Origin of the sequence: Rhodococcus sp. BP-241 (assembly GCF_019836145.1) — a bacterium.
Lineage (GTDB): Bacteria > Actinomycetota > Actinomycetes > Mycobacteriales > Mycobacteriaceae > Rhodococcoides.
Genome location: NZ_JABUEI010000008.1, coordinates 12,676 through 38,927, shown reverse-complemented (window position 1 = coordinate 38,927; position 26,252 = coordinate 12,676). Strand labels below are relative to the sequence as shown.

Annotated in this window: 23 protein-coding genes; 9 read left to right on the top strand and 14 right to left on the bottom strand. The window is 68.5% G+C overall.

Translation table 11 applies throughout. The features are described 5' to 3' along the window. Positions 1–7: 7 nt before the first annotated feature. Positions 8–1,024, top strand: a complete 1,017-nt coding sequence (locus HQ308_RS16200) for an iron-containing redox enzyme family protein (RefSeq protein WP_222647157.1) — start codon at positions 8–10, stop codon at positions 1,022–1,024. Between the two features lie 37 nt (positions 1,025–1,061). Continuing rightward, on the top strand, positions 1,062–1,862 hold the full coding sequence (locus HQ308_RS16195; RefSeq protein WP_222647155.1) for a DUF1542 domain-containing protein: 801 nt from the start codon (positions 1,062–1,064) through the stop codon (positions 1,860–1,862). A 112-nt stretch (positions 1,863–1,974) separates the two neighbouring features. On the opposite strand, the gene HQ308_RS16190 is transcribed toward HQ308_RS16195, so the two are convergent. Continuing rightward, entirely contained in the window at positions 1,975–2,772 is a 798-nt protein-coding gene (locus tag HQ308_RS16190; protein ID WP_027505647.1) for an Fpg/Nei family DNA glycosylase, read from the bottom strand. 39 nt (positions 2,773–2,811) lie between these two features. Further along, the gene (locus tag HQ308_RS16185) at positions 2,812–3,309 is read right to left on the bottom strand and encodes a ribose-5-phosphate isomerase (protein ID WP_027505646.1); all 498 of its coding nucleotides are present in this window, start codon (positions 3,307–3,309) and stop codon (positions 2,812–2,814) included. 16 nt (positions 3,310–3,325) lie between these two features. Between HQ308_RS16185 and HQ308_RS16180 the strand changes: the two genes are divergently transcribed. Next, positions 3,326–4,036 (top strand): DUF429 domain-containing protein, encoded by a 711-nt coding sequence (locus HQ308_RS16180; RefSeq protein WP_231476312.1) that lies wholly within the window; start codon positions 3,326–3,328, stop codon positions 4,034–4,036. Between the two features lie 39 nt (positions 4,037–4,075). Here HQ308_RS16180 and HQ308_RS16175 read toward each other — a convergent pair whose 3' ends face one another. Next, a complete protein-coding gene (locus HQ308_RS16175; protein ID WP_222638458.1) occupies positions 4,076–4,687 on the bottom strand; it encodes a DsbA family protein in 612 nt (203 codons plus the stop codon). Between the two features lie 188 nt (positions 4,688–4,875). On the opposite strand from HQ308_RS16175, the gene pepN reads away from it, so the two are divergent. Continuing rightward, positions 4,876–7,458 (top strand): aminopeptidase N, encoded by a 2,583-nt coding sequence (gene pepN / locus HQ308_RS16170; protein WP_222647153.1) that lies wholly within the window; start codon positions 4,876–4,878, stop codon positions 7,456–7,458. A gap of 82 nt (positions 7,459–7,540) precedes the next feature. Here the strand turns inward: pepN and HQ308_RS16165 are convergent, their stop codons facing one another. The 3 genes from HQ308_RS16165 to HQ308_RS16155 are packed head-to-tail and all read right to left on the bottom strand — an operon-like array spanning position 7,541 to position 9,026. After that, a complete protein-coding gene (locus tag HQ308_RS16165; RefSeq protein ID WP_222630258.1) occupies positions 7,541–8,023 on the bottom strand; it encodes a DUF5130 family protein in 483 nt (160 codons plus the stop codon). Next, a complete protein-coding gene (locus tag HQ308_RS16160) occupies positions 8,010–8,285 on the bottom strand; it encodes a hypothetical protein (protein WP_261769336.1) in 276 nt (91 codons plus the stop codon). The genes HQ308_RS16165 and HQ308_RS16160 overlap by 14 nt, the downstream gene beginning before the upstream one ends. Positions 8,286–8,303: 18 nt before the next feature. Continuing rightward, on the bottom strand, positions 8,304–9,026 hold the full coding sequence (locus tag HQ308_RS16155) for an HNH endonuclease (RefSeq protein WP_231476311.1): 723 nt from the start codon (positions 9,024–9,026) through the stop codon (positions 8,304–8,306). A gap of 236 nt (positions 9,027–9,262) precedes the next feature. Here HQ308_RS16155 and HQ308_RS16150 point away from each other — a divergent pair, with 236 nt between their 5' ends. Together HQ308_RS16150 and HQ308_RS16145 are read left to right on the top strand one after the other, a co-directional pair. After that, positions 9,263–10,216, top strand: a complete 954-nt coding sequence (locus HQ308_RS16150) for a mechanosensitive ion channel family protein (protein ID WP_222630254.1) — start codon at positions 9,263–9,265, stop codon at positions 10,214–10,216. Between the two features lie 20 nt (positions 10,217–10,236). Beyond that, the gene (locus HQ308_RS16145; RefSeq protein WP_222630239.1) at positions 10,237–10,632 is read left to right on the top strand and encodes a globin; all 396 of its coding nucleotides are present in this window, start codon (positions 10,237–10,239) and stop codon (positions 10,630–10,632) included. Between the two features lie 10 nt (positions 10,633–10,642). Here HQ308_RS16145 and HQ308_RS16140 read toward each other — a convergent pair whose 3' ends face one another. Further along, on the bottom strand, positions 10,643–11,074 hold the full coding sequence (locus tag HQ308_RS16140; protein WP_222630235.1) for a cupin domain-containing protein: 432 nt from the start codon (positions 11,072–11,074) through the stop codon (positions 10,643–10,645). Between the two features lie 247 nt (positions 11,075–11,321). Here HQ308_RS16140 and HQ308_RS16135 point away from each other — a divergent pair, with 247 nt between their 5' ends. Continuing rightward, positions 11,322–12,935: a glycoside hydrolase family 13 protein gene (locus HQ308_RS16135; RefSeq protein ID WP_374198538.1), complete on the top strand. Its 1,614-nt coding sequence runs from the start codon at positions 11,322–11,324 to the stop codon at positions 12,933–12,935. A gap of 21 nt (positions 12,936–12,956) precedes the next feature. Here HQ308_RS16135 and HQ308_RS16130 read toward each other — a convergent pair whose 3' ends face one another. From HQ308_RS16130 to HQ308_RS16105, 6 genes are all read right to left on the bottom strand, one after another. After that, the gene (locus HQ308_RS16130; protein ID WP_374198289.1) at positions 12,957–13,628 is read right to left on the bottom strand and encodes a hypothetical protein; all 672 of its coding nucleotides are present in this window, start codon (positions 13,626–13,628) and stop codon (positions 12,957–12,959) included. Continuing rightward, positions 13,625–14,056 (bottom strand): thioesterase family protein, encoded by a 432-nt coding sequence (locus HQ308_RS16125; protein WP_027505634.1) that lies wholly within the window; start codon positions 14,054–14,056, stop codon positions 13,625–13,627. Before HQ308_RS16125 ends, HQ308_RS16130 begins: the two co-directional genes overlap by 4 nt. Positions 14,057–14,118: 62 nt before the next feature. Next, on the bottom strand, positions 14,119–18,984 hold the full coding sequence (locus tag HQ308_RS16120; RefSeq protein ID WP_222647151.1) for an NAD-glutamate dehydrogenase: 4,866 nt from the start codon (positions 18,982–18,984) through the stop codon (positions 14,119–14,121). Between the two features lie 154 nt (positions 18,985–19,138). Next, positions 19,139–20,818, bottom strand: a complete 1,680-nt coding sequence (gene ettA / locus HQ308_RS16115) for an energy-dependent translational throttle protein EttA (RefSeq protein ID WP_027505632.1) — start codon at positions 20,816–20,818, stop codon at positions 19,139–19,141. Positions 20,819–20,960: 142 nt separating this feature from the next. Further along, positions 20,961–21,407, bottom strand: coding sequence for a single-stranded DNA-binding protein (ssb, locus tag HQ308_RS16110; RefSeq protein WP_051613327.1), 447 nt, complete (start codon positions 21,405–21,407; stop codon positions 20,961–20,963). A 138-nt stretch (positions 21,408–21,545) separates the two neighbouring features. Then, positions 21,546–23,360, bottom strand: a complete 1,815-nt coding sequence (locus HQ308_RS16105) for an ABC transporter ATP-binding protein (protein WP_222631472.1) — start codon at positions 23,358–23,360, stop codon at positions 21,546–21,548. A gap of 73 nt (positions 23,361–23,433) precedes the next feature. Between HQ308_RS16105 and HQ308_RS16100 the strand changes: the two genes are divergently transcribed. Beyond that, positions 23,434–23,874 carry a MarR family winged helix-turn-helix transcriptional regulator gene (locus HQ308_RS16100; protein WP_027505630.1) on the top strand — a complete coding sequence of 147 codons (441 nt, stop codon included), beginning with the start codon at positions 23,434–23,436 and terminating at the stop codon, positions 23,872–23,874. Between the two features lie 36 nt (positions 23,875–23,910). Here HQ308_RS16100 and HQ308_RS16095 read toward each other — a convergent pair whose 3' ends face one another. After that, entirely contained in the window at positions 23,911–25,449 is a 1,539-nt protein-coding gene (locus HQ308_RS16095; RefSeq protein ID WP_222647150.1) for an MFS transporter, read from the bottom strand. A gap of 125 nt (positions 25,450–25,574) precedes the next feature. Between HQ308_RS16095 and HQ308_RS16090 the strand changes: the two genes are divergently transcribed. Beyond that, positions 25,575–26,237, top strand: a complete 663-nt coding sequence (locus tag HQ308_RS16090; RefSeq protein ID WP_222630196.1) for a TetR/AcrR family transcriptional regulator — start codon at positions 25,575–25,577, stop codon at positions 26,235–26,237. Positions 26,238–26,252: the final 15 nt, after the last annotated feature.

Below are 26,252 nucleotides of genomic sequence, written 5' to 3'. Positions count from 1 at the left end.
GACCGCGATGCTGAACGACACCCCGACCACCTCGACCCCGCCGACCGCAGCCGCGCTGCCGACGGCGCGTGGGCCGCTGTCCTCCGCCGTCCTGTCCGCACTCGTGCAGTCCCCGTCGGACGCGGGCAGCGTCGTCGCCCCCGTCACGGACGCCGATCCCTACGGCGACGACCTTCATCTCGCGTTGTACCTCTGCTACGAACTGCACTACCGCGGGCTCCCCGGTGTGGACGACGCCTGGGAGTGGAATCCCGACCTCCTGCGTCTGCGTGCCGAGATGGAGAGCGCCTTCCTCGCCGACGTCCGTGCGCACGTGACGGTGGGCGGCTCGGCGGCCGACGAGATGGACCTGTTGTCGACGGAGCACGTCGACGGGTCCGGCCCGTCCTTCCACCTCCGCGACACCGGCACCGCCGAGCAGATGCGGGAGTACCTCGCGCACCGGTCGCTGTACCACCTCAAGGAGGCCGACCCCCACGCGTGGACGATCCCGCGGCTGCAGGGTCAGGCCAAGGCCTCCTACGTCGCCGTCGAGTTCGACGAGTTCGGCGGCGGGCGCGGAAGCCGGATGCACCAGAACCTCTTTCGCGACCTCCTGGCAGCGGCGGGACTCGACGCGAACTACCTCGGTTACCTCGACCGGGTGGGTGCACCGACCCTCGCACCGGTCAACCTGATGTCGATGTTCGGTCTGCACCGATCGCTGCGGGGTGCCGCCGTCGGACACCTCGCCGCGACCGAGATCACCTCCTCACCCGGATCGCAGCGGCTGGTGAAAGCGTTGCAGCGGTTGGAGTTCCCGGCCGAGTGCGTCGCGTTCTACGCCGAGCACGTCGAGGCGGACGCGGTGCACGAGCAGGTCATGCGACACGACGTGGTGGGCGACCTCATCGCGCGCGAACCGGAACTCGAGGCGGACGTCGTCTTCGGGATGCGCGCCATCGACCACGTCGAGAACGTCCTGGCGGACCATCTCATGGACGCGTGGAGCAACGGTCGAGAGTCGCTGCGCCCCGCGTCGTGATCCGCGACCGGAACCGGACCCTCCGTACACTGGGACCATGGAACCTCTGCTCCTGATCATCGTCGTCGTGGCTCTGGTCGTCGGCGTCGTCGTCGCGTCCCAGCGCAGGTCCGGCCGACGGAGTCTCGAGTCGCTCGACGACGCCAAGGCCGACGCGCGTCAGGCCATCGAGCGCCTCGGCGGCCAGGTGTACAACCTGGTGGGCTCGGACACTGCCTCCAAGCAGGCTCTGGCCGACGCGTCCGAGCGCTACACGGCCGCGGGCTCACAGATCGATCAGGCGCAGTCCCCCACCCAGGCGCGTCTGGCGAAACAGACTGCGCTGGAAGGGCTCTACTACATCCGCGCTGCCCGGCTGGCGATGGGCATGGACCCCGGACCCGAGGTCCCCACCATCGACGGACAGAAGTCCGCGGGCGAGGTCACCGAGGAACGCACCGTCGACTACGAGGGTCGGGCCGTGACCGCGAGCCCCGGACCGTCCGAGAAGACGCCGAACTACTACCCCGGCGGACGCGTGGCGGGTCGCCCCGTCCCTGCGGGCTGGTACTCCGAGCCGTGGTGGAAGCCCGCCCTCGTGGCCGGCGCGTGGGGCATGGGATCCATGTTCCTGTTCTCCGCGATGTTCTCCGGGATGGCCGGCGTGGGCTACGGGGCGGACAACTTCGCCAGCGGTGAGGGCGACGGGACCGACATGAGCGACGGCGGCGACATGGGCGGCGACACGGGTGACGGTGGCGGCGACATGGGCGGCGATGCCGGGGGCGACTTCGGCGGTGGTGGCGACTTCGGCGGCGGTGGCGACTTCGGGGGCGGCGGCGACTTCGGAGGTTTCTGACCTCCACGGGCGCCGGTCCGCACACCCCCCGGTGCCGTGCACCCCGTCCAGTCAGCGGAACCGGGTGCGCGCCCCCCGGAACTCGTGCGGACGGATCAGTGCTCGACCGACCTCACGTCGCCTGACACGTCGGGCACCAGAAGAGGTTGCGGCCCTTCATGTCCGCGGTGAGAATCGTCGTGCCGCAGATCAGGCACGGCTGGCCGTTCCGCTTGTAGACGTAGGAACGCGGGCGTCCCGGTCCTCGCGACCCGGTGCCCGAGTCGTGTTCCTTGTCCAGCGTGATGATGCGCCCGCGTCGCACGCCCACCTTCATCAACTCGACGAGATCCGTCCACATCTCGTCCCACTCCTCGTGGTCGAGGTGCTTGCCGGTGCGGAACGGGCTCACGCGGTGCCGGAACAGCAGCTCGGCCCGGTAGACGTTGCCGATGCCGGCGATGACGTCCTGCTCCATCAGCAACGCGCCGACCGCCATGGCCGACTTGTGGATCCGGTGGAACGCCTTCTCCGGGTCGGACTCCTTGCGCAGCGGATCGGGACCCAGGCGCGCCACCAGCGCGTCGACCTGAGTGTCGTCGAAGATCTCGCAGCGGGTGGGGCCGCGCAGATCGGTGCCGTACTCCTCCCCCACCATGCGCATCCGCACCTGGCCGACGGGCTCCTTCATGGGAACGGACTGCTCGCCGAACTTTCCGTACAGCCCGAGGTGGACGTGGACGATCGCCCCGTTGTCGTACCGGTGGAGCAGATGCTTGCCCCAGGCGTCGGCGCGCTTCAGGACATGCCCGGAGACCCACTCGGCACCGTCGACGAAACGTCCCTGCGGACTGGACACCTCGATGACCTGGCCGCCGAAACGCTTCTGGTGCAGTCGCGCCAGACGATGGAGAGTGTGCCCCTCGGGCATGGGTGGTACCTGACTACTCGGGCTGTGGTGCGGACCCTCTTATTCGGAGCCGCCGTCGGCCGAGGGTGCACCGGGAACGGCCGGCGCGTCGCCGGTGCGCTCGTACTCGGACAGGATGTCGATGCGGCGCTGGTGGCGCTCCTCGCCCGACCACGGGGTCTCGAGGAACGCGTCCACGATCGCGAGCGCCTCGGGCAGCGTGTGCATGCGGCCGCCGATGCCGATCAGCTGCGCCTTGTTGTGCTGGCGCGCGAGCTGAGCCGTCTCGACGCTCCAGGCGAGAGCGCACCGCGCGCCGGGGACCTTGTTGGCCGCGATCTGCTCACCGTTGCCGGAGCCACCGAGCACCAGTCCGAGGCTCTCCGGGTCGGCAACCGTGCGGCGAGCCGCCTCGATGCAGAACGCCGGGTAGTCGTCCACCGCGTCGTACGTGAACGCACCGCAGTCGATCGGCTCGTGTCCCGATTCCCGCAGGTGGTCGATGATCTGATTCTTGAACTCGAAGCCGGCGTGATCGGCACCCAGGTATACGCGCATGGCTAGAGTTTGACAGGTGCCCCCCTCCGCCCCGACGCCACCGTGCGGGTGGGGCCCCGTCGCCGGGGTGGACGGCGCCGCGGGCCGGTGGGTGGTGGCTCGCCTCCACGAGGGACGAGTGTCGTTGACCCTGGTCGATACCGTCGCGGCCGTCCTGGACACCACCCGGGACTGCGCGGCCGTCGGGGTCGACATGCCGCTGACCGTTCCCGACGCCGGAGTGCGAGCGAGCGAACTCCAGGTTCGGACGTTCCTGGGCCCGGCGCGATCGTCGCTCTTCCCCACGCCGGTACGCGACGCGGTGTGGGCGGCCTCCTGGGAGGACGCCTGCGTGATCGCCCGCGCCCGCACGGGCAAGGCCATCAGCAAGCAGTCCTGGTACCTCACCGACCACATCCGGGCCTGGGACGCGGCCGACCCCGACATCGCGCGGGTGATCGAGGTGCACCCGGAATCGTCGTTCCGGGCACTCGCCCCCGCCACCCGCTTCACGTCGAAGAAACGAGCCCGCGGCATCGCGCAACGGCTGCAAGCACTCTCGGTGGTGGTGGACGTGCCGGCGCTGCTGGAGGCCACGAGTGCGATCGAGGACGGGCCCGCGATGGACGACGTGCTCGACGCGGTGGCGGCCGCCTGGTCCGCGCGTCGCTGGCTCGGCGGCGAGGCACTGGAGTTCGGAGACGGCACTCGCGATCGCCGGGGCCGTCCCGACCTCATCGTGGTCTGACGCACCCCGCCGGCATCACCGACGGGGTGCGCGGTCGACTCAGTCGAACTGCGGGTCCTCGTTGCGAGAACGCTTGAGCTCGAAGAAGTGCGGGTACGACGCGAAGATCACCGACGCGTCCCACAGCTTGCCGGCCTCCTCGCCGCGCGGGATCCTCGACAGCACGGGACCGAAGAAGGCGACACCGTTGACGTGGATGGTCGGCGTGCCGACGTCCTTGCCCACCTTGTCCATTCCCGCGTGGTGGCTCTTGCGCAGCGCGTCGTCGAACTCACTGCTCGCGGCCGCCTCGGCCAACGAGGCCGGGAGGTCCAGTGCAGCGAGCGACTTCTGGATCACGTCCGGGAAGTCCTTGTTGCCCTCGTTGTGGATTCGCGTCCCCATCTCGGTGTAGAGCGGCTCGAGGATCTCGTCGCCCTTCTCCTGCGCGGCCGCGATCGCGACGCGGACGGGACCCCACGCCTTCTTCATCATGTCCTGGTACTCGTCGGGAAGATCGCGTCCTTCGTTGAGGACCGCCAGGCTCATGACGTGGAAGTTCGTCTCGATGTCGCGAACCTTCGCCACCTCGAGAATCCAGCGCGAGGTGATCCAGCACCACGGGCAGAGCGGGTCGAACCAGAAATCTGCCACGTCCTTGCTATCGCTCACGTCGGTCCTTTCGTCGTCGGGTAGTGCTCGGTGTTCGGCTGGTCTGCGGAGCGTCCCGCACAGTGGGCCGGTGACACGAACTCTGCACACCTGTTCTACCCGCCCGCGGCGACCGGCGTCATGATGGGATGGACACAGCCGCGACCGCAGTTCGGCGGTGGCAGAAGAAATCGACAGAAAGGGTGCACGTGGTTGCCCCCAATTTGACCAGGGACCAGGCAGAGGAACGGTCCTCGCTGCTCACGGTCACGCACTACTCCATCACTCTCGACCTGACGGACGGAGCCGGTGGCCCGGGCGAGAAGACCTTCTCCTCGACCACCACCGTCACCTTCGACGCGACTGCCGGAGCCTCCAGTGTCGTCGACATCGTCGCCGCCTCGGTGAGCTCCGCGACGCTCAACGGAACCGACGTCGACGTCTCCTCCTACGACGAGTCGACGGGCATCGCGCTCACCGACCTCGCGGAGCACAACGAGCTCACCGTGGTCGCGGAGTGCGTCTACTCCCATACCGGTGAGGGCCTGCACCGCTTCGTCGATCCGTCGGACGGCTCCGTCTACCTGTACAGCCAGTTCGAGACCGCGGACGCCAAGCGCATGTTCGCGTGTTTCGATCAGCCGGATCTCAAAGCGACCTTCGACGTGACGGTGACGGCACCGAGGGACTGGGCCGTCATCTCCAACGCGGCTGCCGCGGAGACCTCCGAGGCGTCCGGTGCCACGACGCACGTGTTCGAGACGACTCCCGTGATGAGCACCTACCTCGTCGCGCTCATCGCCGGCCCGTACGCGCAGTGGACCGATTCCTACTCGGACGACCACGGCACCATTCCGCTCGGAATCTACTGCCGCGCATCGCTGTCGGAGTACATGGACGCCGATCGCCTCTTCACCGAGACCAAGCAGGGCTTCGAGTTCTACCACCGTAACTTCGGTGTCCCGTACGCCTTCGGCAAGTACGACCAGCTGTTCGTACCCGAGTTCAACGCGGGCGCGATGGAGAACGCCGGCGCGGTGACCTTCCTGGAGGACTACGTCTTCCGGTCCAAGGTGACGCGCTACTCCTACGAGCGCCGCGCCGAGACCGTGCTGCACGAGATGGCCCACATGTGGTTCGGCGATCTCGTGACCATGCGGTGGTGGGACGACCTGTGGCTCAACGAGTCCTTCGCCACGTTCGCGTCGGTGCTCTGCCAGTCGGAGGCCACGGAGTACACAAGCGCGTGGACCACGTTCGCGAACGTCGAGAAGAGCTGGGCCTACCGCCAGGACCAGTTACCGTCGACGCACCCCATCGCCGCGGACATTCCTGATCTCGCCGCAGTCGAGGTCAACTTCGACGGCATCACCTATGCCAAGGGCGCCAGCGTCCTCAAGCAGCTCGTCGCCTACGTCGGGCTCGAGGACTTCCTCGCGGGTCTGCGCAGCTACTTCCGCGACCACGCCTTCGGCAACGCGACCTTCTCGGATCTGCTGTCGGCTCTCGAGGCCTCGTCCGGTCGCGACCTGTCGGACTGGGGTGATCAGTGGCTGCGCACCACCGGCCTGAACACCCTGACACCGGAATTCGAGATCGACGACGACGGCAACTACTCGTCCTTCTCCGTCGTGCAGGGGGCCGCGGCACCCGGCAAGGGTGAGCGCCGCGTGCACCGCATCGCCGTCGGCATCTACGACGGTGACGACTCCGGCGCGCTCACTCGCACCCAGCGGGTCGAGCTCGACGTCGAGCCGCAGGAGCGCACCGAGGTTCCCGCGCTGGTGGGCACGCCCGCCGGTCGGTTGGTGCTCGTCAACGACGACGACCTGACGTACTGCTCGCTGCAGCTGGATCCGACCTCGCTCGAGACGCTCATCGCGCGCATCGGCGACATCACCGAGTCGCTCCCCCGCACCCTGGCGTGGTCGGCGGCGTGGGAGATGACCCGGCAGGCCGATCTGAAGGCACGCGACTTCGTCGCACTGGTGCAGCGCGGCATCACCTCCGAGACCGAGGTCGGAGTCGTGCAGCGGCTCCTGCTGCAGGCGCAGACCGCGCTCGGCAGCTATGCCGAGCCGGGGTGGGCGCAGTCCACGGGATGGCCCGAGTTCGCCGACCGTCTCCTCGAGCTGGCGCGCGCGGCCGACGGTGGGTCGGATCATCAGCTGGCCTACGTCAACGCGCTGGCCTCGTCCGTGCTGGCCGAGCGCCACACGACAGTGATGCAGGCGCTGCTCGACGGAGACGTGGACGGCCAGGATCTGGGCGGCCTCACCGTCGACACCGATCTGCGCTGGCGGTTCGTCACCGCTCTGGCTCGCAGCGGCGCGATCGACACGGGGTCCGACACACCCGTGATCGACGCCGAGGCAGAGAAGGACAACACCGCGGCCGGTGCCCGCAACGCGGCGGCGGCGCGAGCTGCCCGCCCGCAGGCCTCGGTCAAGGAGGAGGCGTGGACCACGGTCATCGACAACGACTCCCTACCCAACATCACCGCACGTGCCATCATCGGCGCGTTTCCCGGTGCGGGCCAGGGAGAGTTGTTGGAGCCGTTCGTCTCCCGCTACTTCGACGCCATCTCCGATGTCTGGGCACGTCGTTCCAGCGAGGTCGCGCAGACCGTCGTCGTCGGTCTGTACCCGACCTGGTCCATCACTGAGCAGTCGGTGGCGGCGGCGGACGAGTTCCTCGCGGGCGACCACCCGCCGGCCCTCGCGCGCCTCGTCGTCGAGGGTCGCGCGTCTGTGGTGCGGTCGCTCGCCGCCCGAGCGGCGGACGGTGCCTGACCGCACCTGACTCGCGCACGGACAAGGGCCCATCATCCTCGCGGATGATGGGCCTTTGTCTCTGTGCCGGGGTGGCGCCGTGTCAGGCGGACGGGCCGGTGATCGCCGCGCTCATGACGCGCACGGCGGCGACGAGGCCGTCGATCAGGTCGCCGTCACGGAAGGATCCCGTGGCCGCGGTGATACCGAGCTGCGCGATGCGGTCGTCGACGAGATGGGCGACGCCTCGACCGGAACGAACCTCGATGGCGCGCTGGTTCGGTGAGACGGCGATGAGCACCGAGTACTCGGCCTCGGGCGTTCCCGCGAGAGCGGCGTCCGCACCCGCGGCGGTGTCGGGGCCGAGGTCACCGACCAGCACGTTGAAGCGGATGCCCGTACGGCGGGTGGCCTCGATGAGCGACTCGTCGAGCTGGATCAGCTCGTCGGTCGCGAACGGGGACAGGTCGGGGTTGACGGTGCCCACCTGGTGCACACCGGAGACTCGACCGCTCGCGGTCACCACATGGCCGACGGGAAGGTTCTCCTCGTCGATCCGACGGGTCGAGAGTTCACCACTTGCCACTTGCCCGGCCTCCTACCAGCGAAGCCGAACCCGCGGTGAGTTCGGCGTGTGTCGAATGCGCAGCGTGCTGCGAGTACGGCGTCACCTCGTCCGTGGCCGACCACAGCACCGGGGCGTGGTCCCACTGCTGCCCGAGTCGGTAGGGGGCGGGACGCGGCGCGGGATCGGTCGACGTGATCTTCGCGAACACGAAGAGCGCGAGGAACAGTGCCAACGGAATCAGTCCGAAGATCAGCGCGGTTTCGAGGATGCTCACGCCCATCACCTTAGTGGACGGGTGTCAGGCCGCGCCCTCACCCAGGTACGGCAGCCAGGTGGGATCGAGTTCCTTGATGCTCGCGAGCAGTCGCCAGTGCGGACCCTTCGGCGGGACCAGCGCGGCGCGCAGGGTCCACCCCAGCTCGCTGAGCATCTTGTCCGCCTTGCGGTGATTGCAGGAAGCGCAGCACGCGACGCAATTCTCCCAGGAGTGACCGCCGCCGCGACTGCGCGGCACCACGTGGTCGATGGTCTCGGCCTTGGAACCGCAGTACGCGCACCGGAAACGGTCCCGATGCATCAGAGCCGCCCGCGTCATCGGGATGCGCGCCCGGTAGGGCACCCGCACGTACGAGCGGAGGCGGATGACCGACGGCACCTGCAGAGCGATGTCCGCCGAGTGGACGACGGGACCGTCGTCGTCGTCGTGCACCACGACGGCCTTCTCGCAGACCAGCAGGACGACGGCACGCCGCATGGGCAGCGCGGTGAGTGGTTCGAACGTGGCGTTCAGGAGGAGTACGCGCCGCTTCACCCAGGCGGGGACGGCGTCCTCGTGATCGAGGTGCCCGTCGACGTCGGCCGGATCGGAGTGATCGGTGACGGCGTGCAACGACGCGCCGCCGAAGACGACAGGGTGTTCGGACTGGGGTCGCGCCCCCGACGCGCCGCCCTGCACGGCGTCGGTGGGCGACAGTTGTCGATGCCCGGCCCGAACCTTCGCGACAGTCCCGCTCTTCTTCATGCCACCTCCAGTGACCACTGCGCGCGGCGCGACTACCACTGGTTTGCGACAGCCACCGCCCGCACGTGAAGACCAACCACAGTGCATCACGAATCGGTGCCGTTCGCACGCTCATTCGAGGTCCGGCCGACGGCCACGCGGTGAACTCCGGGTGTCCCCCCGCACGGGTGGCGGGGTGGGTGCCGAGACGGGTGGTGACAGGTGGCGTGCGCCGAGGAGATCCGTAGACTTTTCGGGTGTATTCCTTCGACCCGAACGACGTCCTCGCCCTCTCGCTCTCCGACACCGGTCGCGACTGGCTGATCCAACGCCCGCTCCAGGTTCTGGGGTACGCCCTGCTCGCCGTGGTTCTGCGTTACGTCCTGCACCGCATGATCGACCGGTTCACCAGCCGCTCACCCGGCGCGGGTCGCAGCGCTGCGGGTAAACCGCCCCTGCTGAGGCCGCTGCGCGAACGTGCCCCCGCCGGCGTCACCACCACCATCCTGAACGAGCGCCGCAACCAGCGCGCCCGCACCATCGGTTCGGTGCTCAAGTCGGCGGTCTCCGTCGGCATCCTGGTCTGGTTCGTGCTCTCCGCGCTCTCCATCGTCGGTGTGAACGTCGCCCCCTTCATCGCGTCCGCAGGCATCGTGGGTGTCGCGCTCGGTTTCGGCGCGCAGAACCTCGTCCGCGACTTCCTCTCCGGCATCTTCATGCTGCTCGAGGACCAGTACGGAGTCGGCGACATCGTCGATCTCGGCGAGGCATCGGGCACGGTCGAGACCGTGGGCCTGCGGGTCACCACGGTCCGCGACATCTCCGGGACGCTCTGGTACGTCCGCAACGGCGAGGTGCTGCGTGTCGGCAACATGAGCCAGGGTCACGCCGTCGCGGTGTTGGACCTCCCCGTCAGTCATTCCGCCGACATCGACGTCGCGTGCGAGGTGGCCGAGCGCACGGCGCGCGAGTCCATCGAGCGTGGCGAGTTCCAGGAGGACATTCTCGAGGCCCCGCAGATGCTCGGCGTCGACGCCGTCACGTCGGACACGGTGACGCTGCGCCTGACCATCAAGGTTCGACCCGGCCGACAGTGGGCCGTGCAGCGCCAGTTGCATCGTCAGATCCTCGACGCCTTCGACGAGTCCGGCATCGCGGCGCCCTACCCCAACGGGCGGCCCTTCGGACCCGCCCCGAGCATGAGCACGTGATCGTGGAGAACAATGGAGCCATGACCGAGCCGGCACAGACCTTCTACGACGCGGTCGGCGGTGCGGAGACGTTTCGCACCCTGACCGCGCGCTTCTACGCCGAGGTCGAGCGGGACGAGATTCTGCGGCGGCTGTACCCGGAGGAGGACCTGGGCCCGGCGGAGCGCCGGATGCGCATGTTCCTCGAGCAGTACTGGGGTGGTCCGCGTACCTACTCGGACGAGCGCGGCCACCCGCGTCTGCGGATGCGGCACTCGCCGTTCGTCATCGGGCCGTTCGAACGCGACGCCTGGCTGCGCGCGATGCACACGGCCCTGGCGTCGATCGACTCTGACACGATGGACGATGTGCATCGACAGCAGTTCGTCGACTACATCGAGATGGCGGCGAACTCGATGGTGAACTCGCCGCTGTAGTGCTGCGCGCTCAGCCGAGGGCGCCGGAGCGGCCCTTGCCCCGCAGCTTGCGGGCGACACGCATCGCGAACCACAGGGGACGCGGGATGTGGGGGCGCAGGATGGCGTGCTTGCGCACGTAGTGCGGCACGTGCCACTCGGCCCAAGTGCCGGCGTAGAACAGAGCGGCATCCCCGGCGCGGAGCACGCGGGGCTCGTTGCCCGCGGACTGGACGACGACCTCGCCCTCGATGACGTGGATGGTCTCGTCCTGCTCGAAGTACCAGTTGAAGGTGCCGGCGGTGCAGTCCCAGACCCACGACGACGTGGTGGTGTCCGGGCTGCAGGACCACTGACCGCTGCGCGCGACGGGAGCACCCTCGAGGATCCACGAAGGATCGATCGGAGCCGGCAGGAGCTCGACGGAGTCGAGACTCACGGCTTCGAAAACAGGAGTCGTCATGGAGGTTCCTTTACCGTCGCTTGAAGTTCCGCCTGAAAATACCCCACCAAACAAACTTTGGGTAGTTTTCACGCCGATCGTTCCGATTTTCTTGACCTCCCCATGGCATGAACGGCGGACGCGTGGTGATTCTCGTGGGAGCCGGGCAGGCCGGAGGCCGGTCGTCACGAGAGGCCGGGCAGGCCGGAGGGGTCGTGGTGACGGGCGCACCGCCCCTCGCGGCTCGGCCTTTGGCACTATTGCGCCTGTGAGCACTCCGATCGACGCGTCCGCCGGCCCGTCCCCCGCCGACGGCCCGTCCGCCCCGGCCCCCTGGTGGTCCGACGCCGTCTTCTACCAGATCTACCCCCGCTCGTTCGCGGACTCCGACGGCGACGGGATCGGTGATCTGGGTGGCATCCGGGACAAGCTCGGATACCTGGAACTGCTCGGCGTCGATGCACTCTGGCTCAGCCCGGTGATGCGGTCACCGATGGTCGACCACGGATACGACGTGTCCGATCCACGCGACATCGATCCGCTGTTCGGATCTCTCGAGACGATGGACGCCGTGGTGACGGAGGCGCACGCGCGGGGCATGAAGGTCACGATGGACCTGGTCCCGAACCACACCAGCGATCAGCACGAATGGTTCCAGGCCGCTCTGGCCGCGGCGCCCGGGAGCCCGGAGCGGGCCCGCTACGTGTTCCGGGACGGCAAGGGCGACGGCTCCGAGCCGCCGAACAATTGGCCCAGCATCTTCGGCGGTCCCGCGTGGCACCGCGTCACCGAGTCGGACGGCACACCCGGTCAGTGGTACCTCCACATCTTCGCGCCCGAGCAGCCGGATCTGAACTGGACCGAACCCGAGGTGCTCGCCGATCTGGAGGCGACGATCCGGTTCTGGCTCGACCGCGGTGTCGACGGGTTCCGCATCGACGTGGCCCACGGCATGGCCAAGCCGCCGGATCTCCCGGACATGGATCTGTCCGTGAACGAGCTGATGCGCAACGAGGACGGGGACCCCCGTTTCGACGACGACGGGGTGCACGAGATCCACCGCGCCATCCGCCGGGTCGTGGACGAGTACGACGGCGCGATGACGGTCGGCGAGGTGTGGGTCCAGGACAACGAACGCTTCAGTCGCTACATCCGTCCCGACGAGCTCACCCTGGGCTTCAACTTCCGGCTGGCCGAGTCCGCGTTCGACGCCTCGGCCATCAGGGACGCCGTCGACAACTCGCTCGACGCGGTCGACCGTGTCGGCGGCACGCCGACGTGGACCCTGTCCAACCACGACGTCGACCGCGAGGTCACCCGGTACGGCGGAGGTGAGCAGGGTCTGCAGCGCGCACGCGCGATGGCCCTGGTCCTGCTGGCGCTCCCCGGTGTCGTGTTCGTCTACAACGGCTCCGAGCTCGGGCTGCCCAACGCGGACCTCCCCGACTCCGCTCTGCAGGATCCCGCCTGGTTCCGATCCGGCGGCCAGGAACGCGGACGAGACGCGTGCCGCGTCCCGCTGCCGTGGGAGGGCACCGAGCCGCCGTTCGGATTCTCGACGGCGCGGGAGACCTGGTTGCCGATTCCCGCCGAGTGGGCCCCGCTGACCGTGGAGAGCCAACTCGAGGACGTGGACTCCATGCTGAGCCTCTATCGGACGGCGTTGAGCCTGCGGGCCGCGCGGCCGGAGTTCAGCGAGCCCGGAGTCGAGTGGTACGGGAGCCCTCCCGGGTGTCTGGCGTTCCGGCGCCGCGGCGGCGTCATCTGCGCTCTGAACACCACGTCCGAGCCCATCACCCTGCCGCCGGGAGCGCTGCTGCTCGCCAGCGCACCGCTGCAGGACGGGCTGCTTCCGGCCGACGCGGCGGCCTGGCTCGTCTGAACGAGTCGCGGTGCGGGTCGATCAGGACACCATGAGCGGGATCGTGGCGCCCCGGCTGCGGAACACCGATCCGTAGCGGGCGTCGAGCCGGATCCACGACCGAGCGATTCGCACCCGGACGCGCGCGTCGTCCGCACTCCGCGACGAGTCGGACACCGTGGGCACGAACTTCATGGCGTTGAGCGCGAAGATCATGCGCATCGACACGGGCACCGCCTCGCCGTCGGCCTCGACGGTCACCACGTCCTGATCGAGCAGCGACACGGGCGGGCCGTGATCGGTTCCGTGTTCGCGGGCCAGGGCGACACCACGCTCGGCCAGCTCCACGAACACCGGACCGGGGACGTCGTCCACATGGGTCCACCCGGCGTCCGGCGGCACCGGACCGCGCCAGGCGGAGTCCATGCCGAAGCCGGGATCGAACGGTGCAGGTCCGGCGGATCGCATCGCCGAGAGGAGCCCGTCCGCGGCCACGGTGACGTCCGACGGCAGCACCCGGGCGCGGATCACGCGGGCGGCGAGGACGTCGAATCCGGTCTCGATCCACGCGACCACGTGACTGTCACCGCGGCGCCGGAGGCGCACCACCGCGCCCGGGTCGAGCCGCGCGGCGTGGGTCAGGAAGGTCGACAGATCGTCCCGGTCCCGCGCGTCCGGGACGGTCACCGACCGCTCGGCCAGCGCACCCGTCACGGCCGCTGCCAGCGCTGCAGGTACTCACGCTCGTCGCCGGACAGCCGGCGCAGGCGCTGGGTGTCGATGTCGAAGGCTGCGATCTGCGTGGACGCCACGATGGCCGGCGGAGTACTCATCGGTGCGCCGTGCGGGCGCACCTCGTATCCCGCCGTGAAGTCGACGGCCCGCAACTGCTCCACCCACATGAACACGTCGAGAGGCGTGTCCTCGTGGCGCAACTGGCCGCGGTAGCGCACGTGCAGGTCGGCGATCACCGCACTGTTCCGCAGGGTCGCGGTGGGGACACCGTCGGCCATGAGCCACGGGATGCGGGCCTCCTCCAGCAGCGTCACCATGCGTGCGTGGTTGATGTGCTGGTACACGTCCATGTCCGACCAGCGCACCTCGACGGGGCAGTGGAAGCCGATGAGCTCGTCGTCTGTCACTCCCCCAACCTATCCGGCCCGGCGCGGCGCCGGGCCGGGCACGCCCGTCCCCCCGGGCGTGGTCAACGCGAGACGTCGGTCCGCGCACCCGCCCCTCGCACCATGCTGCGGATCTGCCGCGCCGCCACCGAGAGCGTCGCCAGATCCAGCGTTCCGGACTCGCCGATCTCCGTGAGGGCCGCTCGGGCACGAGCGAGCCGGGAGGCATTGGTGGACTCCCAGTCGGCGATCATCTCGTCCGCCGTCTCCCCCGGTTCGCCGCCGCCCGTCACGTCGAGCGTGAGGGCACGCAGCGACGAGTACAGGTCGTCCCGCAACGCCAACCGCGCCAGGGAGTGCCAGCGGTCGCCGCGTTCGAGCGTGGACACCGCAGACAGCAGCCAGTCGATACCGAGGTGCTCGCTGAGGGCGTAGTAGAGGCTCGCCATCACCTCGTCGTCCTCGTTCGCGATGTCCGCCGTCTCGATGACGTCGAGCAGGCAGAACACGTCGAGGAGCCGGAACACTCTGTGCGCGAGCTCTTCCGGCGCGCCCTTCTCGATGGCGGACGTGGCACGGTCGAGTCCGCTGCGTGCCTGCCGACCCTTCAGCCAGGTCGGGAGCTGCGATTCCAGGATCCGCACCTTGCGCGCGAACCTCGTGATCTCGGCACCGACAGCGATGGGCTGCGGCCGGTTCGACAACAGCCAGCGGGATCCTCGGTCGAGGAGGCGACGAGACTCGAGCACCAGTTCGTCGGACGCGTCCGTGGGCATGTCGGCCGCGGCGATCGCGGCCCAGATGTCGTGCAGACCGAAGATCTCGCTCGTCGCCGCGAACGCTCGCGCCGCGTCCGTGCTCCCGACTCCCGAGTCCTCCGCGAGGCGGAAGGCGTAGGTGATGCCGCCGTGGTCGACCGTCTCGTTCGCCACCCGCGTGGCCACGATCTCCCGGCGCAGCGGATGCGCCTTGATGGCACCGGCGAAACGTTCGCGCAACGGCGTCGGGAAGTAGTCCGTCATGAGCGGGGCGAACACGTCGTTGTCCGGCAGATCCGATGCCAGCAGGTCTTCCTGCAGCGCCAACTTCACGTGAGCCATGAGAGTCGACAGCTCGGGCGAGGTGAGACCCAGGCCGTTCTGCAGGCGCCGCGAGATCTCCGACTTCGTCGGCAGCGCGTCGAGCGACCTGTCCACCCGGCCCGACGCCACCAGGTCGGCGATCAGTCGAGCGTGGACGCCCAGCAGTTCGGGGGCGTGTGCCCGTGAGACACCCAGCAGCTCGTTCTGCGCGACGTTGTCTTCGAGAACGAGGGCGCCCACCTCGTCCGTCATGGAGGCCAGCAGGGACTCCCGGTCCTCCGCGGCCAGGTCACCCGACGTCACGGTGGAATCGAGCAGGATCTTGATGTTGACCTCGTGATCGGAGCAGTCGACGCCGGCGGAGTTGTCCACGGCGTCGGTGTTGATCTTGCCGCCCGCGGCGCTGTACTCGATGCGGCCGAGCGCGGTCACCCCGAGGTTGCCGCCCTCTCCGACCACGCGCGCCCGCAGGTCCGCGCCGTTCACGCGCACCGGGTCGTTGGCCTTGTCGCCCACGTCGGCATCGCTCTCGGTGCGCGACTTCACGTAGGTGCCGATGCCGCCGTTCCACAGCAGGTCCACCGGCGCCGTGAGGATGGCGCGCATCAGTTCGGGCGGTGACAGGGCGGTGACGTCGTCCGCCAGTCCGAGAGCCGCGCGCACCTCGGCGCTGACCGGTACCGACTTCACGGTGCGTTCGTGTACTCCGCCACCCCTGCTGATCAGGGAGGTGTCGTAATCCGCCCACGACGAGCGCGGCAGTTCGAACAGTCGCCGTCGCTCCGCGAAGGAGGCGGCCGCGTCGGGTGCGGGATCCAGGAAGATGTGCCGGTGGTCGAACGCGGCGACGATGCGGAGATGTTCACTGAGCAGCATCCCGTTGCCGAACACGTCGCCACTCATGTCACCGATACCGACCACGGTGATCTCGTCGGACTGCGTGTCGATGCCGTACTCGCGGAAGTGACGCTTCACGCTCTCCCAGGCACCCTTGGCGGTGATGCCCATCGCCTTGTGGTCGTACCCCACCGACCCGCCCGAGGCGAAGGCGTCACCGAGCCAGAAGCCGTACTCGGCGGACACCTCGTTCGCGAGATCGGAGAACGTGGCAGTGCCCTTGTCCGCCGCCACCACGAGGTACGAGTCGTCGTCGTCACGTCGCACCACGCGCTGCGGTGGGATCGCGGCGCGGGTGGCGCGGTCGAGGTTGTCGGTGACGTCCAGCAGCCCCGCGATGAACATGCGGTAGCAGGCTCTCCCCTCGGCGGTGGTCGCGGAGCGGTCGGTCGCAGCATCGCCGGTCGGAGACGGCGGCTGCTTGACGACGAAGCCGCCCTTCGCCCCCACCGGCACGATGACCGCGTTCTTGACGGCCTGCGCCTTGGCCAGTCCGAGCACCTCGGTGCGGAAGTCCTCGCGCCGGTCGGACCAGCGGAGACCACCGCGCGCGACCGTGCCGAAGCGCAGGTGCACGCCCTCGACGCGCGGCGAGTACACGAAGATCTCGAAACGCGGGCGCGGCTTGGGCAGCACGTCGATGCCGCGAGGGTCGAACTTCAGGGACAGGAAATCGCGCTCGCGACCCTGCTCGTCGACGACGAAGTGGTTGGTGCGCAGCGTCGCTCGCACGAGGGTGAACAGGGCACGCAGCACCCTGTCGGCGTCGAGGCTGACCACCTGATCGATCAGTTCGGCGAGCTCCGACGCGATCTCGTCGGCACGCTCCTCGGACGCCGAGGCGGGATCGAACTGCGCGTCGAACAGGTCGACGATCAGTCGAGCCGTCACCGGGTTGGCGAGGAGAACACCCTCGATGCCGGTCTGGCTGAAAGGGAATGCGGCCTGGCGCAGGTACTTCGCGTACGCCCGCAGCACCACCGCGCGGCGCCACTCGAGACCGGCCCGCAGAACCAGTTCGTTGAAGCGGTCGGCCTCCGCGTGGCCGTTCCACACGGCAGCGAACGCGTCGGTGAATCGTCGGCTGACCACACTCGTCTGGTTCTCGGCGCCCTCGATGACCTCGGGCTCCGCGGACAGGCCGAAATCGTAGATCCAGCAGCGCGTTCCGTCCTTGCGCACCACGGCGTACGGCCGCTCGTCGACCACCTCCACACCGAGGCTCTGCAGGACGGGCAGCACCTGGCTCAGCGAGACCTCGCTGCCGGTCACGTAGAGGGAGAAACGCCAGTGACCCGCCTCGGCGTCGCGCGGGCGGTACAGGCACATGTCGATGTCGTCGCCGACGAGCGCGTCGAGTCGAGCGATGTCGACGAGCGCCCGGTCCGCGTCGAAATCCTGCTTGTAGGCCTCGGGGAAGGCGACGGCATAGCGCGCCGCGTTGTCGGGCGACACCGACGGGTCGGCCGCGGCCGCCTCACGCAGAGCGTCGTCCCACGTGCGGGTGGCGTCGGCGATCAGGGCCCTGATGCGGTCGCGGTTGGCGTCCGAGACGTCGACGGCGTCCGCGCTCTGTCCGTCGAAGCGAACAGTGAAGTGCACCAACGCGAGTGGGCTGTCCGAGACGCGTGCCTCGTACTCGACGTCGGTACCGCCGAGCTCGTGCAGCAGGATCCTGCGGGTCTCGAGACGCAGGCGGGTGGTGTAGGAGTCGCGCGGAAGGTAGACAAGCGCCGACACGAACCGGCCGTACCCGTCGCGGCGCAGGAAGAGCAGCACCTCGCGGCGCAGGGCACTGCGCTCCACGGCCGAGATGGTGTCGAAGAGCGACCTGCTGTCCGCCGAGAAGAGTTCGGTGCGCGGGAAGGACTGGATCGACTCGAGCATGGCCTGGCCGGAGTACGACGACAGGGTGTGCCCGGCGCGCTCGATGACGGTGCGCACGCGATCACCCACGACCGGGATGTCGAGGACGTTGCCGTGCAGTGCGGAGATGGTGAACAGCCCCGTGAACCGGTGCTCTCCCACCGTGTTTCCCTCGTCGTCCAGGTCGTGGACACCGACGAAGTAGGGGTGCACGGCGCGGTGCACCGACGTGGAGCTCGATGCGCGGGTGAGCACGAGAAGGTCCTCGCGAGCGACCACTCGGTCGATCGGCAGGTCGAAGCCCGCGACGGCGCCCGGATCGTCGGATCGCAGGATGCCCAGCGCGGACTCGGCGACGGGTTCGAGACCCGCCTCCGTCGCGGTGTACCGGCGGCTGCCGAGCACGCGGAAGTTGCCCTCGGACAACCACCGCAGCAGGCGGGCGGCGTCGTGCCGCGCTTCGGGGGTGACGGACTCGGTTCCGTCCGCGTCTCCGCGGCGTGGTCGTTCCAGACGATCGGCCAGTTCCAGCTGGCGACGCTGCATGGCCTCGGTGTCGTCGACGACGCGACGGACGTCGGCGAGCACGTCGGCCAGCGAGCTCTCGAGCGAGGCGAAGGCCTCCTCGCTCGCCGCGGGGTGCAGAGCCACGTGGATCCACGATTCGAGGATGCTGCCGTCCGCGAGATCGCCGGTCTCGACGTCGGACGGGGTGGCTCCGCCTCGGATGGAGAGGAGCGTGCCGGACTCGTCGCGCACGACGCGCAGGATCGGGTGCACCACCTCGACGACCGCGATGCCGGCTCCGGTGAGCCAGGCGGTGACCGACTCGACCAGCATCGGCATGTCGTCGGTGACGATCTGCAGGGCCACGCCGACGGTGCTGTCGGGTCCGCGGTGCAGGGCGAGAGAGGCGACGCCGGGATCACGACGCTCGGCGAGCTCCAGATGTCGGTGCACCACCGCGGTCGGGTCGGCTCCCGTGGTGGTCCGCAACACGTCCAGATCGACGTGCCCGAAGTACACCGCGCGGAGGTCGTCCGCCCGATCGAGCACCGAGTTCGGCGCCGTTGCCGCCTCGGAGTGCTCTCCCGCTGAAGTCATCGCTGTCGCCTTTCGATCACCACGAGCGGCGGATCCACCGGTCGGGGCGACGTTGTCCGTGGGGTTCGGCTCCCGACCCTAGCCTCGCGAGGCCGGGAGCCGAACACCGCGGTGACGTGGCGTGCGATGAAAATAGGTTACTTACCAGTACATTTCAGTCGCGCGTGAGCTTCCGGTGCGTCACGCGGTGCGGGCGAGCGGCGTCGGGACCGAGGCGCTCGACCTTGTTGGCCTCGTAGCCCTCGAAGTTGCCCTCGTACCAGTACCAAGCGGCCTCGTTGTCGCCGAATCCGCCTTCCCACGCCAGGATGTGCGTGCACGTCCGGTCGAGGAACCACCGGTCGTGCGAGATCACGACGGCGCAGCCGGGGAACTCCTCGAGGGCGTTCTCCAGCGAACCGAGCGTCTCGACGTCCAGGTCGTTGGTGGGCTCGTCGAGCAGGATCAGGTTGCCGCCCTGCTTGAGCGTCATCGCCAGATTGAGGCGGTTGCGCTCGCCACCGGACAGGACTCCGGCCGCCTTCTGCTGGTCGTGACCCTTGAACCCGAAGGAGCTGATGTACGCCCGCGACGGGAACTCCTGCGTACCGATGGTGATGAAGTCCAGGCCGTCGGACACGGTCTCCCAGACCGTCTTCGCCGGGTCGATGCCGGATCGGTTCTGGTCGACGTAGCTCAGCTTGACCGTCTGACCGATCTTGACCTCGCCGCCGTCCGGCTCCTCGAGACCGACGATGGTCTTGAAGAGCGTGGTCTTTCCGACGCCGTTGGGGCCGATGACACCGACGATGCCGTTTCGCGGAAGCGTGAACGACAGGTCCTTGATCAGCACGCGGCCGTCGAAGCCCTTGTCGAGGCTCTTGACCTCGACCACGACGTCGCCGAGGCGCGGCGGGTTGGGGATCTGGATCTCGTCGAAGTCGAGCTTGCGCATCTTGTCGGCCTCGGCCGCCATCTCGTCGTAGCGATCGAGACGTGCCTTGTTCTTGGCCTGGCGAGCCTTGGCGCCGGAGCGGACCCAGGCGAGTTCGTCCTTGAGGCGCTTCTGCAGCTTCTGGTCCTTCTTGCCCTGGACCTCGAGACGCTCGGCCTTCTTCTCCAGGTAGGTGGAGTAGTTGCCCTCGTAGGGGTAGAGGCGACCACGGTCGACCTCGCAGATCCACTGCGCGACGTGATCGAGGAAGTACCGGTCGTGGGTCACGGCCAGGATGGCACCCTGGTACGCGGCCAGATGCTGCTCGAGCCAGAGAACCGACTCGGCGTCGAGGTGGTTGGTGGGCTCGTCGAGCAGCAGCAGGTCCGGCTTGCTCAGCAGCAGCTTGCACAACGCCACACGACGCTTCTCACCACCGGACAGGTGGGTCACACCCTCGTCCGGCGGCGGGCAGCGCAGTGCGTCCATGGCCTGCTCGAGCTGCGAGTCGATCTCCCACGCGTCGGCGTGGTCGAGCTTCTCCTGCAGCTCGCCCATCTCCTCCATCAGCTCGTCGGAGTAGTCGGTGGCCATCAGCTCGGCGATCTCGTTGTACCGCTTGAGTTGGACCATCGTCTCGCCGAGACCGTCCTCGACGTTCTCGCGAACCGTCTTGTTCTCGTCGAGCTCGGGCTCCTGCATGAGGATGCCGACGGTGGCGCCCTGCGCGAGGAACGCCTCACCGTTTCCGGGCTGGTCGATCCCGGCCATGATCTTGAGGATCGAAGACTTGCCGGCGCCGTTGGGGCCGACGACGCCGATCTTCGCTCCCGGCAGGAAGCTCATCGTCACGTCGTCCAGAATGACCTTGTCGCCGTGCGCCTTGCGCACCTTCTTCATGGTGTAGATGAATTCCGCCACGAGTTCCTCTCGATGTGCTCACCAGCGTGTGTGCCGGGCGGATCGCGCCGGCTGAGATGCCGACGACGGGGCCGACAACTGGGAGATGTGCTCGACGCGGAAGTCTACCGGGACCGACCGGTGCCCGTGAAACCGTTCGCGGTCAGCCCACCGGCACCGGCTCGGGCTCGGCCGTGTCCACCGCGGCCTCGGCGACGGTCTCGCCGGACTCCTGCCGCTCGGCCGCCTGACGCGGCCGGTCCACTTTGACGTGGCACCGAGCGAGATCGGGTCCCACCGCGGTGGCTCGGATCTCGAGATCGGCTCGGCCCACGCCCTCCTTGGTCGTGTACTCGTTGGTGTGCGCCTGCCCGAAGACGATGACCGAATCGCCCTTCATCAGCGACGCTCCGACCCCCGACACCAGACGTCGCCAGCAGCTGACCGAGGCGTAGAGCGTGTCCCCGTCCTGCCACTCCCCACTCTCGCGGTCCATGCGGCGCGAATTGCTGGCCACGCGGAAGCTGAGCACCTCGTCGCCGGACGGCGTGGTGCGCTTGATCGGATCGGTGATGACGGTGCCCACCACGGTCAGATACGACTCGTACATCGTTCCCCCCCTCTCGCGGTCGATCCGGTACCGACCGCGCCCCCGACTCTGCGCCGCTCGCACCGCGGACAGAAGGGCCCGCGAGCACCTGTGGACGGCCGTCCACAGGAGCGCCGCGGGGGTTGACAGGAGGAACGGTCAGGCAGTGACCAGCGAGTCGCCGGACGCCGCCAGCAGTGCGGCGTAGGCACCGCCGCGGGCGACGAGTTCGTCGTGGGATCCCGATTCGACGACGTGCCCGTGATCGAGCACCACGATGCGATCGGCCGACCGCACGGTGGAGAGTCGGTGGGCCACCACGATGGTGGTGCGGTCCTGCTCGAGCTGGTCGATCGCGTCGGCCAGAGCACGTTCGGTGGTGGTGTCCAGAGCGCTGGTGGCCTCGTCCAGAACGAGGACGGGCGGGTTGCGCAGAACGGTGCGCGCGATGGCGAGGCGCTGCTTCTCGCCGCCGGAGAACCGGTAGCCACGCTCCCCCACCATCGTGTCGTAGCCGTCGTCGAGCGAGGCGATGAAATCGTGGATCTGCGCTGTGCGAGCGGCATTCTCGATGTCCGCGTCGGTGGCGTCGGGCCGCGCGAAGCGGAGGTTCTCGCGGATCGTGTCGTGGAAGAGATAGGTCTCCTGCGACACCACCCCGACCGTCGCGGACACGTCGGCGAGCGAGAGATCGCGGAGATCGACACCGTCGACCTCGACCGACCCGGACGTCGGATCGTAGAGCCGCGCCGTCAGATACCCGAGTGTCGTCTTGCCGGCGCCGGTCGCTCCCACGATCGCCAGGGTGCTCCCGGCGGGGACCGTGAGGTCGATGTCCGTGAGCGTCGGATGTGCCGCACCCGGATAGTCGAAGCCCACGTGGCGGAAGCGCACCTCACCGCGTCGGGCCGTCGGATCGATCGGCGTCGGTACGGCGGGTTCGTCGATGTCCACCGGGAGATCGAGGTACTCGAAGACTCGGCCGAACAGAGCCAGGGAGCTCTGCACCTCGACGCCGGTGTTGAGCAGCATCATCGTGGGGCGGAACAGCTGAGTCTGGAGGGTGGTGAACGCGACCAGCGTTCCCACCGTCAACGCGCTGCCGTTGCCGATGGTGATGCCGGCGAACCAGTAGACCAGGGCCGGCATCGCGGCAAAGCTGATCGACATGGTCGCCATGCGCCACTTGCCCGCCATCATCGAGCGGAGTTCGACGTCGGCGACCTCGGACGAGCGTTCGGTGAACCGATTCGTGAGGACCGACGACGCGCCGGTCGTCTTGCCCAACAGGATGCCGCTCACCGAGAGCGACTCCTCCACCTGGACGGACAGATCGCTGAGCAGGCGTTGCCGCACGGTGGAGATACGGCGACGCTCGTCGCCGACCCGCCGAGCGATGCGGACGAACACCGGCAGGATGGCGAGCGAGAAAAGGGCCAGTTTCCAGTCGAGCAGAAAGAGCGCGACGACGGTGGCCATGACGGTGGTCGCGTTCTGAGCGATCGACGTGGCCGTGTTGGTGACGACGGACTGCATGCCGCCGATGTCGTTGGCGATGCGCGACTGCACCTCGCCGGTGCGGGTGCGCGCGAAGAAGCCGAGCGACTGACGCTGGAGGTGCGAGTAGACCTGCACGCGGAGCTGATGCATCAGGGCCTGCCCGATGCTGTTGGACATCCAGGTCTGGGCGACGCCGAGACAGCTGGTGACGACGGCGATCGCGATCATGCCGGCCGCGAGGATCGTCACCAGCGTGACGTCGGCGTTCGGGATGGCGTGATCGAGCATGTCGCGCAGGAGCAGCGGCGATCCCAGTGCCACGACGGCGCTGAGGGTGATGACCGCGCTCACCGCGGCGACCCGGCCGCGATAGGGCCGGAAGAGGGCGACGACGCGCCCGAGCGGTGCGGGCTGGTGGTCCGCAGATGTCACGGGGGACTGCACCGGCCTTGCCGGTGTGGTGGAGGAACGCATATGACCTCCCTGATCGGGTAGAGCTGAGGTTACCTCATTATGAGGTCGACCGCTGCAACGCTAGTATCGTCCCGTGCATTCCCACGAGAAGGATCCGGCCGATCTGGTCATGATGGTGGCCAGGTCGATGCGGCGCCGCCACATGGCCGCACTCGAACCTTTCGGACTCTCGCCCTCACACGGACGGGCACTGCGCGTGCTGTCCGGCGCGGCGGGACCACTTCGGCCCGGAGATCTGGCGGAACGGTTGCGCATCGCACCCCGATCGGCAACCGATGTCGTCGACGCGCTGGAGTCGGCCGGCTACGTCGCACGGCACGCCGATGCCACCGATCGTCGCGCGGTTCTGCTCGACCTCACCGACGAGGGGCGGGCACTCGCGGACACCATCGCGCAGGCGCAGCGCAGCGCGTCCGAGGCGATGTTCGCCGGCCTGAGCGCGGACGACCGAGCGACCCTCACCGACCTGCTCACCCGCATTCACGACGAATCCGGTGCAGAGAACCGCGTCTGACACGGTTCTCTGCACCGGATCCGGTGACTGTGTACGTCAGTGAGCGACGACGGTGGCACCCTCGGGTCCGTCGGGCAGCTTGCCCGAGCGGACGAGCAGCGCTGCCATCACCGAGCCGGCGAGGAAGATGCCCGACGCCCACCAGAACGTCGTGGTGTAGCTGGCGATCTCCGCGTTCATCCGGAGCAGCGTCGCGGCGGCCTGCGGATCCGCGGCCTGAGCCACGGCCGCCTGGTTGTCGGTCGCGTAGTTCGTCGCTGCCGTCGCCGCGATGGTGCTGAGCAGCGCAGTACCGATGGATCCGCCGATCTGCTGCATCGTGTTGACGGTCGCGGAGGCGACGCCGGCGTCGTCCGGCGAGACTCCGGACACGGCGCCCTGCATGGCCGGGGCCATCGTGGCGCCCATGCCCACGCCCATGACGAGCAGGCTCGGCAGGATGTGCGCGGCGTAGGAACTGTCGATCGAGATCTGGGTCAGCAGGGCCATGCCGGCCGACGCGATCAGCATGCCGGCGGACATGAGAACGCGAGGCCCGAAGCGCGGCAGGATGACCGACGTCGCGACGGTGGCCGTGACCACGAGGGTCGCGATCATCGGCAGGAACGCGAACCCGGTGGTGATGGGCGTGTAGCCGAGCGTGCTCTGCAGGTAGTACGTGAGGAACAGGAACACCGCGAACATGCCGGCACCGATGACGAACACCGCGAGGTACGCGCCGCCGCGGGTGCGGTCGAGCACGATGCGCAGCGGGAGAAGCGGATGCGTCGCCCGCGTCTGCAGGTAGACGAAGACACCGAGCAGGACCACACCGACCGCGAGGAAACCGATGGTCACCGCGTTGCTCCATCCGTCGGACTCGGCGTGCGCGAATCCGTAGACGATGGAGAACAGCGCCGCGGACACGGTGAGGGTGCCGGGGATGTCGAGTACCGGACGCTCGGTGGCGCGGTGCTTGGCCAGCAGGAGGAAGCCGCCGACGAACGCGATTCCCGCGAAGATCAAGTTGACGTACAGGCTCCAGCGCCAGTTCGCCCACTCCGTGAGCACACCGCCGAGAAGCAGGCCGATGGCGCCGCCGGCACCGGCGACCGCGCCGAAGATGCCGAACGCCTTCGCACGTTCCTTCGGATCCGTGAACGTCGTGGTCAGCAGGGACAGCGCTGCGGGAGCGAGCAGGGCGCCGAAGACACCCTGTCCCGCACGGGCCGCGACCAGCATGCCGAAGTTGACGGCTGCGCCGCCGACGGCGGACATCACCGCGAAGCCGACGAGTCCCACGAGGAACGTGGTGCGGCGACCGAAGAGGTCACTGAGTCGACCACCGAGCAGCAGGAGGCTGCCGAATGCCAGAGCGTAGGAGGTGACCACCCACGATCGGTCCGCGTTGTCGAAGCCGAGATCGAGCTGTGCGGCGGGAAGCGCGATGTTCACGACGGTCGCGTCGAGCACGACCATCAGCTGGGCCAGGCCGAGTACGCCCAGGATGAGCCAGCGAGTGCGGTCGAGCGCGTCGTGCACGCTCGACCGAATCGTCGGTTGGACGTTTCCGACGTCGGATGTGGTGGAAGACATTGATCCTCGCTTCGGTACGGCGTGAAATGGAGCTATACGGAGGCGTACGCTCCGGATAGCAAGACGATAGCAGCGATGCGGAGGTACGCCCTCCGGTTAACCGACGAACCAGGACGAAACGGACTGTGAAACCCACCACAGCGGCGAAGCCGCTTCGAGCGGACGCCGAGCGGAACAAGCTCAAGATCATCGACTGTGCGCGAGAGTTGTTGGCACGCAAGGGTCTCGAGATCACGCTCGACGATGTCGCTGCGCGCGCCGGGGTGGGTGTGGGCACCGTGTACCGGCGGTTCGCCAACAAGCAGGAACTCATCGACGGCATCCTCGAGCAGCGTCTGGTCGACGTGCTCAGCCGCGCAGAGGTGGCCGCGGAGGCCGACGATCCCTGGGCTGCGATGGTCGATTTCTTCGAATTCATGTGTCGACACATGGCCGCGGACCGTGGTCTCGGTCACGTCGTCCTCGGGTGCGACGACGGCCTCGACCGCATCGCGGCAGTCCGGTCCAAGCTCGAACCGACCATCAACACTCTCATCCAGCGCGCCCAGAAGGCCGGGAAGCTCCGCCCGGACGTGCAGCCCGGCGACCTCTTCACCCTGGTGCGGATGATCGTGGCCGGCGCCGAGGTTGCAGACGAGGTGGACGAGGACAACTGGCGACGCTATTTCGCCCTGGTGATCGATTCCCTCGCGGCGGTGCCGGACCGGTCGGTGCCCCTGCCGGGTCGAGCGCTGACACCGGACGAGATCGTCAGCGTCAAGAGCAGATTGCACGGGAGGGCGTCGTGATCGACAACGTGGTCT

Bases quoted from the DNA above. Each gene is read 5' to 3' on its own strand.
- HQ308_RS16095 (WP_222647150.1), bottom strand. From the start codon at position 25,449: ATGTCTTCCACCACATCCGACGTCGGAAACGTCCAACCGACGATTCGG.
- HQ308_RS16120 (WP_222647151.1), bottom strand. From the start codon at position 18,984: ATGACTTCAGCGGGAGAGCACTCCGAGGCGGCAACGGCGCCGAACTCG.
- HQ308_RS16140 (WP_222630235.1), bottom strand. From the start codon at position 11,074: ATGACGACTCCTGTTTTCGAAGCCGTGAGTCTCGACTCCGTCGAGCTC.
- HQ308_RS16160 (WP_261769336.1), bottom strand. From the start codon at position 8,285: ATGGGCGTGAGCATCCTCGAAACCGCGCTGATCTTCGGACTGATTCCG.
- HQ308_RS16105 (WP_222631472.1), bottom strand. From the start codon at position 23,360: ATGCGTTCCTCCACCACACCGGCAAGGCCGGTGCAGTCCCCCGTGACA.
- HQ308_RS16190 (WP_027505647.1), bottom strand. From the start codon at position 2,772: ATGCCCGAGGGGCACACTCTCCATCGTCTGGCGCGACTGCACCAGAAG.
- HQ308_RS16145 (WP_222630239.1), top strand. From the start codon at position 10,237: ATGACCGAGCCGGCACAGACCTTCTACGACGCGGTCGGCGGTGCGGAG.
- HQ308_RS16195 (WP_222647155.1), top strand. From the start codon at position 1,062: ATGGAACCTCTGCTCCTGATCATCGTCGTCGTGGCTCTGGTCGTCGGC.
- HQ308_RS16200 (WP_222647157.1), top strand. From the start codon at position 8: ATGCTGAACGACACCCCGACCACCTCGACCCCGCCGACCGCAGCCGCG.
- ssb (WP_051613327.1), bottom strand. From the start codon at position 21,407: ATGTACGAGTCGTATCTGACCGTGGTGGGCACCGTCATCACCGATCCG.
- HQ308_RS16155 (WP_231476311.1), bottom strand. From the start codon at position 9,026: ATGAAGAAGAGCGGGACTGTCGCGAAGGTTCGGGCCGGGCATCGACAA.
- HQ308_RS16185 (WP_027505646.1), bottom strand. From the start codon at position 3,309: ATGCGCGTATACCTGGGTGCCGATCACGCCGGCTTCGAGTTCAAGAAT.